This is a genomic window from Paenibacillus sp. GCM10023252 (genome assembly GCF_042653305.1).
GTDB lineage: Bacteria > Bacillota > Bacilli > Paenibacillales > Paenibacillaceae > Pristimantibacillus.
Window position 1 is genome coordinate 358,700 of sequence record NZ_JBHSHW010000009.1, and the last position, 18,368, is coordinate 377,067.

Below are 18,368 nucleotides of genomic sequence, written 5' to 3' on the forward strand. Positions count from 1 at the left end.
TGGAGAGGTGTCGTACATGCGTCAGCAAGCCAATCGATTATTTGCCTTTATTCTCGCGGTATCCGTGTTTTTATCCGTCTTCTTCCCTTATTCCGCCGGTGTGGGGCATGCGGAGGGGAGCAGTGTGGCAACCTTGAGCGGATTGACCCTGAGTAACGGAGTGCTATCGCCTGCATTCTCAAGCAACACAGCAGCTTATCAAGCACATGTTATCAATGTCTCTACTCTGAAGGTAACGCCTACCGTAACCGATTCGACTTATGCTGCGGTTACGGTAGGCGGGGTGCCTGCAGTAAGCGGCACTCCTTCGTCCGTATCTCTGACGAAGGGTCTGAACATGATTCCTATTGAAGTCACCGCGCAAGACGGTGTCACCAAGAAGTTGTATACCCTTCAAGTGACGAACGGTCCAGCTCCTGCGGAAGGCACAGTTAATCTCGCCGCTGGGAAGCCTATCATCAGCGCATCAAGCTCTATCACGAACTACGGAATTCTAACTGACGGCGCCAAGGCAATCCAGGTGATCAACGCGTCCAATGGCAGTACGAATTTTGTGCTTGATCTTGGGGCGGAGCACCGCTTGGACGATCTGATCATTTACCGTGGTTACTCTAATATTAGCGGGCATGTCATGAATGCTAAGATTTATGGAAGCAATTCACCGACATTTACCGGAACGGAAGACGTGCTGGGGGGGATCCCGAGCAGTGCAAACATTGATCTTACGACGAATGTGACGGAAGTAAAGGTAAGCGAAGCTTACCGAAGTAATTCCTATCGTTATATCAAATTTGAGAAAAAAGACGGTTGGGCTTCGGCGCTGCAGGAATTTGAGGTGTACGGCTATCCGCAGACGCAAATTGCCAACACCAACATCCAGGACGGTGCAACGGGTGTACCCGCAACAACAGATTTCATTATTGATTTCAATGTACCCATGGACACCTCTACCTTTACGCCTGCGAACGTCATTCTGAGAGAGAATGGCACCATTGTCACTTATACGCCTGTATTCAGCGGCACGCAATATCGCATTCCTTCGTCCGCATTCAAAAACGAGATGGAGTATCAAGTCACGATCGGTACCGGATTGAAAGCATGGAATGGCACACCCCTTGCATCGGGACGTACGATCACATACACGACGGGTGAGGGCGAGCAGAGCGCCTATTATATAGCTCCGAATGGAGACGACGGGAATAGCGGAACCATCGATGCTCCCTTCAGAACTCTGGACGGGGCAAGAAAAGCGCTGCGTCCAAAACTCCCGACTATGACTGTGAATTATAGTGTTTATTTGAGAGAGGGCGTATATAACCAGAGTACTTCCGTAAATTTCGACGAGAAGGACTCAGGTATGAACGGATTTACGGTCACCTATGAAGCTTATCCGGGGGAGAAGCCGGTTATCGAAGGAGGGCGTGAATTAAGCCGTTCCTGGGAGGCGGCTGGCAACGGCATCTATCGGGTGAAGGCCGAAGGCATTGCCGACATGAGAGAGTTCTATGTGAATGATAAGCGTCAGCAGCGAGCATCGGGAATGTTTCATTCCGCTCCCGCGTCGGGCAAACGTGAGGTGAGCATCTTGACTTCCGCTGTACCCATTGGGGGATTTAAGCACCCGGAGGATCTGCAATTATATCAAAGTGTTCATTGGCGAGCCTATATTCTTCCCATCGATTCGGCGAGCTATGATACCGTGTACAGCAAATTGAGATTCAGAGAACCTTACATGACCACGTATCTGACTAAATTTAATTTCGACCTCGGGTTAGCCGGTTTTGTGCGGTTGGAAAATGCGCTTGAACTCCTTGATTCACCTGGGGAGTGGTACTACGACAAGCGTACGCAGTATTTATATTATCAACCGGAGTCCGGTGTCGATCTCAACACGGCGAAGCTATATACTCCACAGGCAGCAAGTCTTCTTAACCTAAAAGGCAGTTCGCTGGCCAACAAAATACACGACATAACATTCAAAGGCATTACGTTCCGTGGTTCCACCTGGATGGATGTCAATCTGAAGGGGTATGCACACACGCAGTCCGTTATTGTAGCAAATGAAAATGGCGTGAAGGACCTCATGCCGGCAGCTATTAATATCAACCATGCACGTAATGTTACCTTCGAGAGAAATATCGTTCGACACATTGGCCGCACGGGCATCAATATGGAGAACGGGATTCGTGACATTAAGGTCGCCGGCAACCTGTTCTATGACATCTCCGGCGGCGCGATCGCCATCGGCAGCACCGATCATAACATCATAGATTCACCTCTGGAAGAGCTGCCGACCAATATTATGGTCTCGAATAATGTGCTTCGGGAGATCGGAGTAGAATTTGAAGGCGCCGCTGCGATCACATCTCTCTACTCGGAGAATTTGTCCATTGTGCATAACGATATTTACGGCGTTAACTATTCAGGAATCTCTATAGGCTGGGGGTTCAGCACGAAGATTACGACTCTGGTCAACACGCTCGTCGGGAATAACAAAATTGTTAATTTTAATCGGAAAACGGTTGACGGCGGCGCGATCTATTCACTCAGCAGCCACGTTAATTCTTATTATCGAGGTAATTATGTTAAGGACGTGAATGGCTCCTTCAATACTGGCGCACTGTATCACGACGCACAATCCACAGGGTTCTTGGATGAGGACAATGTGGTCGAGAGTGAGAGAAACGATTATGTCGCTTATAACCTGAACCAGATCGACGATACGACCATCCGAAATTTGTATACGACAACCGGAAATATCGTCAACTTCCTCCCCGGTCCCAAGGGGGTAAGGATATCAGACGTACACATCTATCCGGATGCGGACTGGCCTGCAGAAGCGCGTCAAATTATCGATCAGGCAGGCCTGGAGGCTGCTTACCGAGATGTACTGACTTGGGTACCCGACTATACGCAAGTCGCGAAGCCGCTCGTTCGTTCCAACGGTACTAACTACATTCACTCCCTGTCATTCGAGCCGAGAACGGCCTATGTCGACCGGTCATTGTTCGATGCTCCTCATCTGGAGGAGAACGGGCTCGTCTCAATAGAGGCAAAAGATTATAACGGCTATGTCGGTCTGGAAAATGCTGATTATTCGTTCATTGGCATTATGAATGTATTGACACAGAATGTTGCATCGAAGCTTCCACTGATGACTCATCCGAAGCAGTTCACAGGAACGCCAGCCAAGACTGGAAAACCATCGGTATCGTACGACATTGAGTTCCAGACGCCTGGTACCTATTACTTGTCGATACGCGGTCGCGACGATTCGAAGGGCAGTGGCAAGGTAAGAATCGAGTTCGATCAACAAGTGCTAGGTGACATGCTGCTCGCCAATCCGGTAGGGTTCACGAACCAGATTAATGGGGCTCCTGTCACAGTACAGGTGAGCAAACCGGGGATTCATACGGTGAAATTAACGCCAATCAATCAGGGAGTGGTTCTGTTCCTCGACCGGATCGTCCTATCGCAGCAGCTTACAGATGATATCAAACAGGGCAGCACGGTGTTGGGTCCGCTGAATAGTAAAAAGGTCGGTAAAACGGACGTGGTAATTCCTAACAGACACGCATTCCCTTCCTTCCCTATACCTGTGGAAACTAATTATAGCGAAGGGAAAGGGACCTCATCATCCAGCGGCACGGCCTCTCATGCAGTAGACAATTCTATCTTTACTGTATGGCGTTCCGAGGCCGGTGACCTGAAGCCATATTGGCAGGTGGATCTTCTGGAGCCGACAAGCCTATACCGAATAGAGACGGTGTTTGATGTGTTTAATGATAATCCTGCTGAACGGAGAAATATCGAATATCTCGTGTCCAACGACCCGGCATTCGGCGACTATTATAAGCTTGGCGGTATCGGACCGAATGGTATTCCGTTCAAAGAAGCCTACAGCTTCAAACCGGAGGGCTTGCCGGAATATCGATATGTGCGCATACAGAAGACTGTTGACAATGAACCGCTTGCCTTATCCGAGGTGCGTGTTCTCTCACCGTCACCTGCTGCGCCTACCAATGTAGCGTTGGGACGTTCCATCGTCGCAATCTCCGAACCGAATCAGTCGGACCTCCCGTCTAAGCAGGGTTACTTAACCGACTCGGCGATAGCAACCGGCTTGACCGTATCCCCTCAGAGTACGGGAGAAGCGTTCGTGGTTGTCGACCTTGGTTATCCGCAATCGATCGATGAGCTCTCGCTTACGCGCCCGAATGCAGCAGAGCCGCAGCAAGTTGCTGGCGCAACCATTTTTGGCAGTACAGATGGCAGCTTTACCGAATCTAGTGATGTTCTCGCTATGGTGCCCGCCGATGTAGCGGCAGGGAACACGGAATGGAGAGGGAGAGCGCCTTATTCGACAAAAACGTACCGGTACATTAAAATTTCCAAAAATGACGGCAAAGCGCTTGTTTTAAATGAAATCGAGCTGTTGTCCAAACCGAAAGTGAATCCGGATGATACATTCACCAATGTTGCCCTGAACAAACCGATTGTCGAGGTTCCCTCGAGATTCGAAGCGGAATTGCCTGCTAAAAAGCTGAGTTTGACCGACGGTGAGGCTACCTCCTGGCTCATGGGAGGCACGAATCCGAATCCTTACGTTGTGATCGATCTGGGCCAGCCTTATAAACTGGATAAAATTTCTCTTCAGCGCTTTTATATCACGGCACCCGAACATTCGAGGAACATAAAAATCATTGGAGATGCGGACGGTGATTTCTCCAGCGGCGCGGAGGAGCTGCATTTCATCCCGAACAGCTATAACGATCAGACAACGGATACATGGACAGGATACATCATGAATCCGACAGCCTTCCGTTACATCAAGGTTGCCAAGCAATCAACCGGCGATTTCTACCTGCGCGAGATTCGGCTGCTGCAAAAAGCGGAGCCTTCGCTGGATTCACTGGGGCTTGAAGGATTGTCTTCCGCCATCCTGTCGGGAAGCAAACAACAACAGGCCAAGGTGACGGCATCCTACAGCAATGGCTCGAAATCTGATGTAACTGAAAAAGCCATATACAGCAGCAGCAATACTGCCGTTGCCACAGTGAATAATGAAGGAGCGGTGAACATCACAGGTGCAGGGACGGCTGTAATCAAGGCAGTCTTCGGTGGAATCGAAGCGAGCTATGAGCTTGTCATAGCAGATGATCTCCCTCCTGCGATTACGAAGACGGTTGATCCAGTGCCGAACCTGGCCGGCTGGAATCGTACCGATGTTAAGATTAATCTGAATGCTGCGGACCAACTGGAAGGCTCAGGTGTGAAGAGCATCACTTACCAGATCGGCGATTCTACCCCAGTGACGGTTAACGGGACGGAAGCTGCTGTGACCATATCGGCTGAAGGAGCGTCGACCGTTACTTACTCGGCCTTGGACCAAGCGGGCAATCAAAGTGACCCCGTGGAGCACGTCGTGAAAATAGATAAAACAGGTCCGGTTATCGAAGTGACGGGTGAACGCACATATGACATTAACGAGCAGGTGATCCTGCGCTATACAGCTGCCGACTCATTGTCCGGCCTTACGGCGGATTCAAGCACGGGTGATGTTCTTGCTCAGGGTGCTGCCTACACCTTCGAATTGGGGACACGAACCTATACGGTATCGGCCAAGGATGCCGCAGGTAATGAAACGGTAAGAACGGTGAATATCGATGTAAAGGTCACGACGGCCGGTTTTCTAGAGCTGACAAGACGTTTTATGGCAGACAATGGGTCAATTAGCGCAGAGGATATTAACAAGACCTTGGAGAAGCTCGAGAAGGAGATCATCAAGGGCATATCGGATAAGCTCGTTCACGAAATAGAGACACTGGAAGGCAAGGGTCTTAATCGCGCACAAGTAGACCTATTGTTGGGTCTGATTGAAGAAATGGAAGTGTAATTCGTAGATCGGGATGGCTGTCTCAAGCGGCCTTCCCGATTCCATAAGACCTCATTATGAAAACGAGGAGATGTACGATTTGTTAAGACGACCCATGAACATTCATAAGGAAGAGACGGCTGAGTATCGTCACTTGAGGAAGCCGGTTATTCAATCGAGACTACTCGATGATATGGAAAGCTTAACAACCTGGTCCCATGAAGGAGAAGGGGGAATGAGTTTAACAGGAGAGAGGTGCGTGCAAGGCAGTCATTCGCTCCGTATTGTCTCCCCTACCATGATCGTAACGGATACGCTGCGGGGGAGTGGACGGCCCCCAGGTAAATGTGAAGCGAAGCGCCTATTCAGAGGTGAAGACTGGTCGGAATGGAATCGGCTCTCCTTCTGGGTGTACCCAACGCTGCCCGGAATGAAAAAAATCAGCCTTCTCGTAATGCTGGAGAACAGCGGAGAGGAAAAGCTGCCGAATTGGATACTGAAGGATGGGGCGCACTTCTTCATGCTGGAGCCGGACCGATGGAATCATATCGTTTGGGAAATCCCGCATTTGGCTCGCGATAAGGTCACAGGTGTTTCTTTTGTCTATCGTACGCAAGGAAATGAGCCGGGAGCATGCGAAGAGGTTTGTTATGATATCGATCAACTTGAACTTCAGCAGGTGGAACCTGATCATTTCGAAGGCTGGGAAGTGGCTGCCGGACGTATTTCCTACAGTCATTCAGGATATCATCCTGACTTTCCCAAAACAGCGTTGGTTCGTCCGGATGTCACCGGACCATTCCAGGTGATCCATTGTTCCGACGGCACCGTTGTAATGGAGAAGGCAACGGAGCTCGTAGAAAGTCTAAACGGAGCGTTCCGCCGGCTTACCTTCACGGAAGTGACAACAACCGGTCAATATAAGCTTAAGCTGGGTGATATAGAAACGCCGCCCTTTCTCATCGATTCTATGGTTTGGCGTGACTCGATATGGAAAACGATCAACTTCTTCTTCTGCCAGCGCTGCGGCTTCGAGGTTGAGGGCGTTCATGGAATTTGCCACAGTGATTGGTTGTGCGAGCACGAGGGCAAATCCATTGTTATCAACGGCGGCTGGCATGATGCGGGCGACTTGTCCCAAGCATTAGTGAATACCGCGGATGCAGTAACCGCTATGCTGCAGCTCGCGGAATCGTTAACGAACTCCGACGAACTTCGCGACAGATTAATAGAAGAGGCTCGCTGGGGGCTCCAGTGGGTGCTGAAGACCCGCTTCGGCGACGGGTATCGGTCAGTGTGGGCGGTGATGGACTTCTGGACGGATGGCATCATTGGAACGAAGGATGACGTCGCCTTCGCGGCGCGCAGAGAGGCCAGGGCCAATCTAAGCGCCGCAATAGCGGAGGCCGAAGCAGCAAGAACATTCAGGCACACTAACCCTCTACTCGCCATGCACGCTCTTACGGCAGCACGCTCCGACTTCGCCAGTGCGCTCTCGGACATTCAGACACAAGGGTCGGGCGATAGAGGCGTACAGCTTGCCTCCTGCGTAATTCTCGCAGCGGCAGCGCTGTACGAAGCGACTGACGAGCACGAATATGCCGACATAGCGGCACGATTTGCGGAGAATGTCATTAGATGCCAGAGCAAGGAACGACCTGCCCCGCGGGTGCCAGCCGGATTTTTCTATAGTGATGAGACGCATACCCGCATCCTTCATTACAGCCATCAAGGCTATGAGCATCTCCCCATCAACGGGCTCGTGAAGCTCTGCCGCTTGTTACCCGATCACCCAGACCGGGGGAGCTGGCATTCCTGCGTCGCGCAGCATGCGGCATATCAGAAGGAGCTTGCTGCCTACACGGAGCCTTATGGGATGCTAGCCAACTCAATGTATCAAGCCGCGGAATTAGTGGGAACGCTCGAAGAACTGATCGAGAAGCGAATCGTTAAGGATGCAGATCAACTTGCATCCTATCGAGCTCAGATTGAGAATGGGATCCCTCTTGGGGAGGGCTTCTACGTACGGCGTTTTCCGGTGTGGTACGATTTTCGGGGCAATACGGGAACATTGCTATCGCAGACGAAGGCTCTGACTGCTGCCGCGACATTGCTGAACGATCCTGAGCTGTTAGCACTGGCTTATCGCCAGCTCGAATGGGTGGTCGGATTGAATCCGTTCTGCCAGAGCCAGATGTACGGGGAAGGACATGATTATGCAGCTCAGTATACGGTCATGTCCGGAGATATCGTCGGTTCGCTGCCGGTAGGCATTGAGACTAAGGGAGTGAAGGATGTACCTTACTGGCCGTCGCAAAATTGCTTCAATTATAAGGAGGTTTGGGTGCACCCTTCCATCCACTGGCTTGCCGTAATGAGTGATTTGGAACGTGCAAATAACGGGGTTTAATTATCAATGATTTTACATTTGGAGGAGAAAACAGATGAACCGTTATTCCGTTATTTTATCCAATGTCGGCTCTTGTGCCGATCGGTTTCTGACAGCAGGCTACGATGAGCCAGTAGCGCTGGCCGAATTGTTTCGCAGAGTCGCGGAAATTCCCCAAGTAAGCGGTGTGGAGTTGGTCGGAAGCTGGCATGTGACCGATCGAAACGTAGCCGAATTGAAAAAGTATCTGGAACACTATAATTTGAAACTCGTATCCATTATCCCCGATCATTTCGGGCAGCCAAAGTGGAAAAATGGAAGCTTCGCTTCCCGTGAAGCCGTCATTCGAGCGGATGCCGTAAACCATACGAAGGAGATGATCGATGCTGCAGCCGAGCTCGGCTGTGATCTTGTCAGTCTATGGCCCGGACAGGATGGCTATGACTATGTGTTCCAAGCCGACTATCTTCAGGAGAGGGAATGGTTCTCTCTCGGCGTCCAAGAGACATGCCGGTACCGCAAGGACATGAGGATCAGTCTGGAGTATAAAATCAAAGAGCCCCGGACGCACAGCTATCTGAGTACGGTGTCCAACGCGCTCCTGACGATTATGGAAATCAGCGAGCCGAATTGCGGCGTTACGATCGATTTTGGTCATGCCCTGAATGCATATGAGACGCCGGCCGAGTCTGTCGCACTGCTCAAGAAATACGGAGACCGGCTGTTCCACGTCCACATGAACGACAATTACCGCCATTGGGATGACGACATGATTGTAGGGAGCGTCCATACGGTTGAGACGCTTGAGTTTTTCTATTGGCTGAGGAAGACCGGCTATCAAGGCTGGCTCTCCATCGATCAATACCCTTATCGAGAGGACAGTCTGGAGGCAGTCCGGCAGGGCGTGCTGGCCATGGACAGCTTCAACCGCCTGCTGGACCGGGTACCTGAAGCGGAGCTGGATGAATTGATTCGCATCGGGAATGCTGCTGCGAGCGCCTCCTATTTTCGCAAGCTTCTGCTGGATGGGGTGCAATGAATACGTTGACGGTCAGAGGAGAGTTGAGCCGCTACGCAGCCGCCATCGCAGCGAACCGTCTTGTCGTCGGTCCAGGAGGAAACATAAGCGCCAGGGAGGGAGATATGATGTATCTCTCACCGAGCGGCTATGCACTGCAGGAGATTGATCCGTCGCAATGGGTGGAAGTTAATATCGCTACCGGCCGTCTGGAGGATAACGCTCTCCGCCCTTCTTCGGAGGTTCTTCTGCATCTGTATGTATATCGGAGCAACCCAGACGTCGGCGCAATCATTCATACCCATCCGCCGTATTGCATTGCCTTATCTCTGATCGGGGAAGAGCTGCCCATCATGTACCCAGATCAGGCCGCCTTGGTAGGCCGGACTTCTATTCTTCCATACGTCATACCGACGACAGAGCTGCTTGCAGAGGCGTGCGCAGCATCGTTGGCTACCGCATGCTCTGTTATTCTAAGCCATCACGGACTCGTTACGACTGGACGGAATCTGCGTGAAGCTTACTATCGGACCGAAGTCGTCGAAGAGAGCTCCAAGATCTATCTGGCAGCCAGAGCAGCCGGCAATCCGACTGGATTGACCGAGGAGGAAGTGACGGATATCGCTTCGCTCGAGAGCGAGGCATATCGAATCCAGCTTCTGCAGAAGATGATGTGAATAATGGCTGCCGATACATCTTGCCAATGCTTGTAAATATCATCCTTATGAAAGCCCTGCAAATGAAATTCATTGCAGGGCTTTCAACTTTTATGTATGTAAGAGCTTCTTGAAACTGATGGGTTAACGGTCTATGAGAGACGTGGAACTGCTGCAACAATCGAGTATGCCTTATACCACAGCATTTTTTCTCATTGCCATAGTCCTATTGGTCATCAAATCAATTATAAGCAGAAAAAAATCCTAAACTATACGAAGTTGTTTACCTACGGAAAAACTTTAAGGAGGAACGTTCATGTTAATCACTATGCTTACAACAGGATCCCGCGGTGACACACAGCCTTATATGGCCTTGGGGTGGCTCTCAAAAAGAGAGGCTACCGCGTACGGAGAAAGACCAAGGAGAGCTCTGGCAACCCAATCACTTCCCCACATCCATGTGATGTGAGGGCTTTTTGATTTTCAGCGTAAGAGAAGGCAATATCGTGATATAAATGACAAGATCACGGTATTTATCGAGAGTTATCATCTGATCTATAATTATATTGCTAGATTACTCACATCATAATTGTGATATCAACAATTCAGATTGCGGAGAGATGGGGAGACGATATGGAGTATACCATTTTAGGAAAAACAGGCTTTCGCGTATCCCAATTGGGACTCGGTGGCGCACCACTCGGCGGGGACTTCTCAGATGGAGTGACCGATGAGCAGGTCACCGAGGTGGTGCATCGCTCGCTGGACCTCGGTATCAACTTCATCGACACGGCTCCGCTCTATGGCAGAGGCGAGAGTGAGAGGCGGATCGGCGAGGCGTTGAAGGGGGGCAAGCGCGAATCCGTTATTTTAGCATCGAAGGCTGTCATGCGCGGAGAAGCTTATAACTATGAGAATACGATTCGCTCTGTGGAGAACAGCCTGAAGCGGCTGCAGACGGACGTCATCGATCTGCTGCAGATTCATGAGCCTGACTCGTGGAACTTCGATGAGGTCATGAACGGCTGTTACCTGGCACTTGTGAAGCTGAAGGAGCAGGGCAAGATTCGTGCCATTGGCGTTAACGGAAGAGACTTTGATGTCCTCCTGCCCTATCTGCAGACACGGGTGTTCGATACGACCCAAGTGTTCAGCAGGTATATGCTGATCGATCACTCGGCTAAGGATAAAGTGTTCCCGCTAACCCGTGAACTCAATATGGGCGTAATCAACGGAAGCGTGCTGGGCATGGGACTGCTCGCGGATGCGCCGGCAAAGTTTATTAACCAGTCTATGATTGATCTGGCTGAGGAACGGAAGGCGAAGCTTGCATTCCTTCGGAAGACCGAACCGAAGGGCTTAATCGAACCGGCGATGCGATTCAGCTACTCCTGCCCGGACATTCATGTCACGCTCACCGGCACGACCTCCATTCGTTCCTTGGAGCGTAATGCTTCGTATTGTGACGGCAAGGGATTGCCGCGGGAGGATCTGGATTGCATATTTGCCGCATTCCCTAGCGATCCGATCGATTATCGTAATTAGAGGTTAAGAACGTCTACATTCACTTTTTAAGATAACGTAAGTATGTACTCAATCAATCAGGTGTGGCGGAGGAAGCAAGCAGTTGCGAGCAGCTGAGTGGCTCTCACTAACGGCCATCGTCTCTTATACTGGAGTGGTAACCAGCTGCTGGTACCACTCCAGTATATAACGCTCCGTCTACCTCGATTCCCCCTTCCCCGTCGATCGATGTATACAACGTCGATCTGAATCAGCTGACATCCAATTCACCCAGCCTCACCTCTCCTCAGGCCCGTACCATCTCAACAGCTTCTGCATACGTGAACGATAATGACCTGGCGTCTCATTCATCTGATTCTTGAAGGCTCGGGTGAAGTAAGCCGCATCCCCCAGTCCACATTCATAAGCGATTAATTCCATAGATGCTTGGGTCGTCTCGAGCAGCGCCTTCGCCTTGCGAATGCGAAGTGAACGAAGCATATGCATCGGCGTCTGTTGGAAGTGCTTGTAGAACAGCTTGTCAAAATAATTAGGATGAAGGTGCAGCAGGGAAGCGAGATCCTCTCTCGTCACCTTGTGCTTCATATGCTGCTCCATATACCTGATGACCTCCATGAAGCGATCCTCCTTGGAGTTCAAGGCCTCGGGGCGCGGCTGCTTCCCCTCCGCTTCCCAGCTCATAATCAGCTGCTTGACCAGCTCGAGAATGCCGGAGAACAGCTGCAGCGTTCGCAGTGGGGTGTCAGGCTCATTCCAATGCCCCAATAACTGTCTGAACACCGACTGGAAGGATTCCGGCTGAGTGAGTGTCACCACTGGAGCTATGGGCAGCATGCGGAATAGATCCAACTGCTGTGACAAGGTAATATCAAGGAACAGCACCTGATGAAGCCCTTCCCCCGCATTCTCTTCGTCGAAGGGGATATGAGGAGGATGAACCATAACCTGTCCGGGAGCAGCAGAGTACCGATGCCCTCCTGTGCGCATGGTGACCGATCCGCTCACAACGTGGCTGAGCACCCAATAACTCTTGGTCATATCGCGAATCTGCAGCCGGGAATAGGGTGCCTGTTGAACGAGAAGGAGGGATAGACCGAGCTGCTCGTCCATACTCGCATTGCTCTGTGTTGTCATCTAATACCTCTCCATTACACGGGTGGATTCAGACTCGCCCCGCGGTAGGCAGCAGGTGTCATACCTACGATTCTGCGGAAGCGTTCAATGAAGTAGCTGGGACTGCCATAGCCAACCTCGAAGGCAATTTGCTTGATCGTCTTGTGAGTGACAATCAACATCTGCTTCGCGAGCTCGATGCGCATCTGGGCCAAGTAATCCAGTGGCGGCATTCCGAAGTGCGCATGGAAGGTGCGGCTGAAGTAAGCGCTGCTGACGCCGCTGTGATCAGCCAGCTGCTCCAAGGTTAACGGCTGATTGCAATGCGCTCGCATATACTCCGCGGTGAACTGCAGACGGTGCTCCAGTCTGGCCGAGGCTGAGGAGGGAGGAGCGGCAGAATGTGTCAGCAGCTCCAGCAGAATTCGGTACAGCGTCGAGCTCACGACCGGCAGATTAGCTGCATCATTCTGTCCAGCAAGCTCCCACAGTGTCTCAATCAGTGGCAGAATTCGCCTGCCGCTGTTCACAGGAATTCTCCAGGGCTCTTCGCCAAGAATTTGCTTGTGCAGCAGGGAGCGAATCCCCTCTCCCTTGAAGTAGATCCACCATACCTCCCACGGCTCTGCAGCGTCTGCTTCATAACACTGAATCTGATGCTCCGAGTACAAGAAGCCTTCCATAGCCCCGATCGGTATCTTATTGGTTGCTGTATGTACCCAGCCGCGGCCGCGAACAGCCAGATGTAGATTGTATATATGCTCGGCATACCTGTTCCCAGTAACACGATGCTTAGGATCATCCTTCACATGTCCTACAGCGATGATGCCATAGGGGAGGCTGTCCATGGCAGGCAGAAGAAAAAAACGGCTTCTATTCACAGGCTGGCCTCCTATCGCAAAATCACGACATGATTCGCAAAATCGATGTATCTTCATGCCTCTGTTTCTATTATATAATAAACCCGTGAAAATGAAATGCGCAAAATTGATATATCACTATAACAATCTTGTAGGAGGGATGAGAGATTGAGGCCGACCAAGACCAACTGGCTGGATCTATTTCCTTATGAATTTCAGGTGGCTGTATGAGAATGTAGGCGACACCGACCCCTTGATGACTTCGCTGCCGCCGGAGCTCATGTATAAGACGTTTCTGTATCAGCTGCGTGCCTTCTACAATACCGGCTTTCGTGGCATTATTGCCTTGTCGGGACATGGAGGGGCACATACGCAGGACTTTAAGCGAATAGCCGGAAATTTTGCACAAGCAACCGGATGCCGGGTCTGGTATGGTACGGATTTTGAGCTTGCAGGCCCTTCCTTCCCAGCCGATCACGCAGGAAGATATGAATTATCCACTCTTATGCATCTGCGTCCGGAGCTAGTCGATCTGCAGCTGCAGTCTCTGGAGCGGCAGCTCGCTTCCGGTGGCAGGCTGGCCATTCATTCTTCGGCGCATGAGGCCACCGCTGCTTATGGACGAGCTATTGTTGAAGCCTGTGAGGCTGCGATGGTGAAGCTGGTGCGTCAGCTGGCAGAAGAACTTCAGAGCGTTAATGCGGAACAATGTGCACCACTAGATTACCAAGCAATGGAAGCGATGTGGACCGAGCTGCTTCAGCAGCAGTGGATAAGCTGCAGTCCCCGAGCGGGACAAGAGGAGGTCCCGTCACATTCACGCTGGAAGCCATATGAGAGGACTACTGCTGCACGGTAATCTATTCATCATCATACAGGAGGTCTCTTCATGACTGAAAAAATGGTATTCGCCAACCCCGTTCTACAGGGTGACTACCCGGACCCATCGGTAGTACGGGTCGGTGAGGACTACTACATGGTATGCTCTACGTTTCAGTATTTCCCTGGTGTTAATGTGCTGCATTCACGAGACTTGGTTCATTGGAAGACGATTGGCCATGTCATTGAGCGCCAGGAACAGCTTGACTTATCAGATATGCCCGATTCATTCGGTGTGTACGCTCCAGATATTTCCTACTATGAAGGCAAGTTCTGGGTTGTCGTTCCGTATTATCATGGACAGCCACGCTGTACGAATATTCTGTACTGGTCGGAGCGTCCGGAGGGACCCTACAGCGATGGTGTAGCACTCAATCACCATTTCATCGATCCGTCCATCTTCAATGACGATGACGGCCGGCGTTACTTGGCCTGCGGAGGTGGTTGGGTACAGGAGCTAGCCGCTGACGGAACGCATCTGCTTGGCGAAGCGAAGCAGGTGTGGCCAGGTACGGGCGGAGCCGCACCGGAGGCACCTCATCTGCTCAAGAAGGATGGCTGGTACTACCTGATCCTGGCAGAGGGCGGGACCTTCTTCGACCATATGGTCACTGTTGCTCGCAGCCGTTCGGTGTGGGGACCCTACGAGGAATGCCCGTACAATCCGATCTTGAAGCAGCAGGATCCGGAGAAGCTCATTCAGAAGACAGGTCACGGCAAGCTGATCCAGGATCCGCAGGGGCGTTGGTGGTTCCCGCACTTGGGCGGCCGGCCGCTCAAGCCGAACGGCTCAACACCACTCGGCAGGGAGACGTTCCTGCAGCCTGTGGAATGGACCGAGGATGGGTGGCCGATCATCGGCGATCATGGAACCCCGGTTGAGAATATCTATCTGCACCCGGAGGAAGTGTCCGCCGTCGCAGACGACATCAATCCCTATGTCGATCGGTTCGATAGGGACAAGCTGGACCCTACCTGGGAATGGGTACGACTCCCCGTCTCCGAAGGATATCAGCTAGGTCAGGGCGGCTTGGCGCTGCAATGCAAGCCCTACTTGCTGTATACCCCTCAGCCTACGCTGATGTTAACACGCCGCTGGCAGCACGAGGCATTCCAAGCGGAGACGGAGCTTCGGTTCTTCACGCGGAGCCGGGGAGAGGAAGCGGGCATCCTGCTGTACAGAGACACCGATGCCATCCTGATGCTGTCGGTTCGCAATGGACTAGGACAGACAACAGGCTTGTCCTTCGATGTGAAGAGGCTGCATGAGAATCAGGAGCTGGAAGGGCTGTATGTTCAGGTTGACCGTTATGAGCACGGCAAGCGTAAGATTCTGCTGCAGCAGGAGCTGCCGATAGGAGAAGGCGACAGTCTCAGGCTGCGATTGCGTGTTGATGCACGAGCCGATGTCTGTACATTTGCCTATGCAGCGGGGGGTGAGTCCAGCGATTACACCCCGCTTGACTTGACTGTAGAGGCATCGTATCTGTTCCCGGAGATGGCCCACAGATTCCTGTGCTTCACGGCTCCCAGGGTAGGCATATTCGCCCGAGGAGTACTCGGTCTCGAGCAAGGATATGCAGCCTTCCGAGAATTCATCTATACGAAGGCAGACTAGGCAGACCGCACGCTCAGGCGTAAATAGTACAATAACTGCTTACGCTCGTTCATGGTTATTGTTGGTGCAGCTTACTATAATGAGGTCAAGCAACTGACAGAATTCATTGCAAAGGGGCTGGCGGCCATGAACGAGCAGCAATTAAAGCAATTTTACGAGGAAGGGTACTTCATTCTAGAGAATCTGTTCTCGTCACAGGAAATGGATGAGCTGACCGAACAGATCGACCATTATGTGAATGAGCACAATGAGAAATTGAGATTGGCGGAGGAGGCTAAGGAAGGAGTGAGCCGTGCCAACGAGATTACCTTCACTCCTCATCTGGTGAAGAAGGAAGCTTATTTCCAGAAGTTCTGTGCTCATCAGAAATTCGTCGACCTAACTACACCCATCCTGGGAGGCGATGTCTCGCTGTACTGGGATCAGGCGGTCTATAAGCGGCCGGAGACAGCTAAGGACTTCCCATGGCATCAGGACAACGGCTACGGACTCGTATTGTCCGAGGAATATGTGACCTGTTGGCTGGCCCTGGAGGATGCAACCATCGAGAACGGCTGTATCTGGGTGAAGCCGCGGACGCATAAGGACGGTATAGTCGAGCATCAAATAACTCCGATCGGCTGGCAGTGTTATTTCGGAGATGATCCAGGCATTCCTGTGGAGCTGAAGAAGGGCAGCATGGTTGTATTCTCGTCCCTGCTATTCCACCGGAGCGGCCCGAATGTGAGCGATTCCGTACGCAAAGGATACATTCTTCAGTACATTCCTTCCGGCGTGGTAAATATTAAGACCGGCGCAACCTTTAAGAAGATGATCATTGCCAAGAACGGTCAGGCTGCACTAGATACATCGATGTTGGAGGGTCAGGACCAACATGCTGCCGTCTAACGCATTCTCCGATTCAGGCATTCAGGTGTCCCGCATCGGCTTCGGGGCAATGGGATTGAATGGTTCCTTCGGTGCTCTGGAGGAGAAGGAGTATATAGAAGCCTTGCTGCGCTCGTTCGAGCTGGGCGTTACATTCGTTGATACCGCGAGAGCCTATGGCACTTCGGAGGAGACGATCGGTAAGGCTCTCAAGGAGTGGAAGGGCCCGCGGCCCTTCATCGCCACCAAGGTGAAGCCCAGTGGCAAGGGCGGCTGGGGCAGTCCGATCCCGGTAACGGAGGCGTTCCCGCCAGGCTCAATGAGGCAGAGCGTGGAGGCATCACTTCAGGCGCTTCAGGTCGAAGCATTGGATCTGATTCAAATGCATCAATACTGGGGAACCTGGGACGATGAATCCTATTGGCTGGAAGAGCTTATTCGGTTGAAGGAAGAGGGACTTGTTCGCCACATCGGCGTATCCATCCCTGACCACCGTCACGATATGGCGTTAAGCTTGGTTCGATCAGGGCACATACAGTCGGTACAGACGATTCTCAACCTATTCGACCCGCTTGCGCTGGATAATCTCGCGCCTCTCTGCGAGAAGCACGGGGTCGCGCTGATTGCTCGCTGCGTTCTGGATGAAGGCGGATTAACGGGATTGCTGAGAGAAGACACCATTTTCGGAGAACGTGATTTTCGGAATGGGTATTTTGATGCCGGACCGAGGACGGAATACATAGCCAGGGTAGAGAAGCTGAAGGAATATGTACCAGCCTATGCCAGCTCGTTGACAGCGCTTGCGATCAAGTATGCACTGCATCATCCGGCCGTCACGACGGCGATTATCTCGATGCAGATCAAGTCCTACGCAGAGCAGAACATCGCTGCTCTTCGGGAGGAGCGCCTGCCCGAGGATGTGTTCGATCAGCTTTTCAAGCAGCATCGATGGATTCGTAATTTCTATCAGAAGAAGTATTGGAGATAATACGGAGCTGCAAGGAAAGAGCCCCACATTTGCTACCTTCGCCGCGCGTTGTATTGAGAATGAGATTCTTATGTATCTTCGCAGCTTGAAGAACATGCGCAAGGATTTATCGTAGCATGATCCGGCAACTAAAGATGAAAAAGAGCAAAATCTGCCGCAATCTGAGTGATAAACATGTGGACCTCTTGCAGGTCCACATGTTTTTATAAGGAGCGAGAAAAGCCGGCGTTATTTGCTAATTCCGATGACCATAAGTCTAATCTCTTCATTCGTATTATTCACTAACCCGTGCGTGCCGAACGGCGGGTTCACAATCAGATCGCCAGTCTTGACCTGCCGCACCTCTCCATTAGCCGTCATCTCCCCACTGCCTTCAAGGACGATATAAATCTCCTCATCGTCACCGTGCGTGTGAAGCCCGATCGTGGCGCCTGGAGGCAGTATCGTATAATTAATGAAGCGCAGGTTCGTCGTAAAGTCCTTCGGGCCAAATAAAGTCTTGTGCAGCGCGGTTCCTATACCGTCATGAATGCCACTCACTTGGACTAATTCCGCAGACAGATAGTTTCGTATAATCAAGT

12 protein-coding genes are annotated in these 18,368 nt (G+C 51.6%); 9 read left to right on the top strand and 3 right to left on the bottom strand.

All coding sequences use genetic code 11. The features are described from left to right. Nucleotides 1–16 precede the first annotated feature (16 nt). The 5 genes from ACFO9Q_RS07465 to ACFO9Q_RS07485 all read left to right on the top strand — a co-directional run bounded on the left by ACFO9Q_RS07465 (nucleotide 17) and on the right by ACFO9Q_RS07485 (nucleotide 11,483). A complete protein-coding gene (locus ACFO9Q_RS07465) occupies nucleotides 17–5,896 on the top strand; it encodes an OmpL47-type beta-barrel domain-containing protein (protein WP_379180293.1) in 5,880 nt (1,959 codons plus the stop codon). 79 nt (nucleotides 5,897–5,975) lie between these two features. Then, entirely contained in the window at nucleotides 5,976–8,285 is a 2,310-nt protein-coding gene (locus ACFO9Q_RS07470; protein ID WP_379180295.1) for a glycoside hydrolase family 9 protein, read from the top strand. Between the two features lie 34 nt (nucleotides 8,286–8,319). Further along, nucleotides 8,320–9,303: a sugar phosphate isomerase/epimerase family protein gene (locus ACFO9Q_RS07475; RefSeq protein WP_379180297.1), complete on the top strand. Its 984-nt coding sequence runs from the start codon at nucleotides 8,320–8,322 to the stop codon at nucleotides 9,301–9,303. Next, on the top strand, nucleotides 9,300–9,959 hold the full coding sequence (locus ACFO9Q_RS07480) for a class II aldolase/adducin family protein (protein ID WP_379180299.1): 660 nt from the start codon (nucleotides 9,300–9,302) through the stop codon (nucleotides 9,957–9,959). The genes ACFO9Q_RS07475 and ACFO9Q_RS07480 overlap by 4 nt, the downstream gene beginning before the upstream one ends. Nucleotides 9,960–10,571: 612 nt before the next feature. Continuing rightward, nucleotides 10,572–11,483 (top strand): aldo/keto reductase, encoded by a 912-nt coding sequence (locus tag ACFO9Q_RS07485; protein ID WP_379180302.1) that lies wholly within the window; start codon nucleotides 10,572–10,574, stop codon nucleotides 11,481–11,483. A gap of 255 nt (nucleotides 11,484–11,738) precedes the next feature. On the opposite strand, the gene ACFO9Q_RS07490 is transcribed toward ACFO9Q_RS07485, so the two are convergent. Together ACFO9Q_RS07490 and ACFO9Q_RS07495 are read right to left on the bottom strand one after the other, a co-directional pair. After that, entirely contained in the window at nucleotides 11,739–12,596 is an 858-nt protein-coding gene (locus ACFO9Q_RS07490) for a helix-turn-helix domain-containing protein (RefSeq protein WP_379180304.1), read from the bottom strand. Nucleotides 12,597–12,610: 14 nt separating this feature from the next. Then, nucleotides 12,611–13,456, bottom strand: coding sequence for an AraC family transcriptional regulator (locus tag ACFO9Q_RS07495; protein ID WP_379180306.1), 846 nt, complete (start codon nucleotides 13,454–13,456; stop codon nucleotides 12,611–12,613). Nucleotides 13,457–13,643: 187 nt separating this feature from the next. Between ACFO9Q_RS07495 and ACFO9Q_RS07500 the strand changes: the two genes are divergently transcribed. From ACFO9Q_RS07500 to ACFO9Q_RS07515, 4 genes are all read left to right on the top strand, one after another. After that, on the top strand, nucleotides 13,644–14,294 hold the full coding sequence (locus ACFO9Q_RS07500) for a creatininase family protein (protein WP_379180308.1): 651 nt from the start codon (nucleotides 13,644–13,646) through the stop codon (nucleotides 14,292–14,294). A 30-nt stretch (nucleotides 14,295–14,324) separates the two neighbouring features. Next, complete coding sequence (locus ACFO9Q_RS07505; RefSeq protein ID WP_379180310.1) at nucleotides 14,325–15,932, top strand: glycoside hydrolase family 43 protein; 1,608 nt, start codon at nucleotides 14,325–14,327, stop codon at nucleotides 15,930–15,932. A 126-nt stretch (nucleotides 15,933–16,058) separates the two neighbouring features. Beyond that, complete coding sequence (locus tag ACFO9Q_RS07510) at nucleotides 16,059–16,820, top strand: phytanoyl-CoA dioxygenase family protein (protein WP_379180312.1); 762 nt, start codon at nucleotides 16,059–16,061, stop codon at nucleotides 16,818–16,820. Beyond that, complete coding sequence (locus ACFO9Q_RS07515; protein WP_379180314.1) at nucleotides 16,807–17,787, top strand: aldo/keto reductase; 981 nt, start codon at nucleotides 16,807–16,809, stop codon at nucleotides 17,785–17,787. Before ACFO9Q_RS07510 ends, ACFO9Q_RS07515 begins: the two co-directional genes overlap by 14 nt. Before the next feature lie 228 nt (nucleotides 17,788–18,015). On the opposite strand, the gene ACFO9Q_RS07520 is transcribed toward ACFO9Q_RS07515, so the two are convergent. Next, complete coding sequence (locus tag ACFO9Q_RS07520; protein WP_379180316.1) at nucleotides 18,016–18,366, bottom strand: cupin domain-containing protein; 351 nt, start codon at nucleotides 18,364–18,366, stop codon at nucleotides 18,016–18,018. Between the last annotated feature and the right edge of the window lie 2 nt (nucleotides 18,367–18,368).

Coding starts and splice junctions, on each gene's coding strand:
- ACFO9Q_RS07465 (WP_379180293.1), top strand. CDS start 17: ATGCGTCAGCAAGCCAATCGATTATTTGCCTTTATTCTCGCGGTATCC.
- ACFO9Q_RS07475 (WP_379180297.1), top strand. CDS start 8,320: ATGAACCGTTATTCCGTTATTTTATCCAATGTCGGCTCTTGTGCCGAT.
- ACFO9Q_RS07480 (WP_379180299.1), top strand. CDS start 9,300: ATGAATACGTTGACGGTCAGAGGAGAGTTGAGCCGCTACGCAGCCGCC.
- ACFO9Q_RS07485 (WP_379180302.1), top strand. CDS start 10,572: ATGGAGTATACCATTTTAGGAAAAACAGGCTTTCGCGTATCCCAATTG.
- ACFO9Q_RS07490 (WP_379180304.1), bottom strand. CDS start 12,596: ATGACAACACAGAGCAATGCGAGTATGGACGAGCAGCTCGGTCTATCC.
- ACFO9Q_RS07500 (WP_379180308.1), top strand. CDS start 13,644: ATGAATTTCAGGTGGCTGTATGAGAATGTAGGCGACACCGACCCCTTG.
- ACFO9Q_RS07505 (WP_379180310.1), top strand. CDS start 14,325: ATGACTGAAAAAATGGTATTCGCCAACCCCGTTCTACAGGGTGACTAC.
- ACFO9Q_RS07510 (WP_379180312.1), top strand. CDS start 16,059: ATGAACGAGCAGCAATTAAAGCAATTTTACGAGGAAGGGTACTTCATT.
- ACFO9Q_RS07515 (WP_379180314.1), top strand. CDS start 16,807: ATGCTGCCGTCTAACGCATTCTCCGATTCAGGCATTCAGGTGTCCCGC.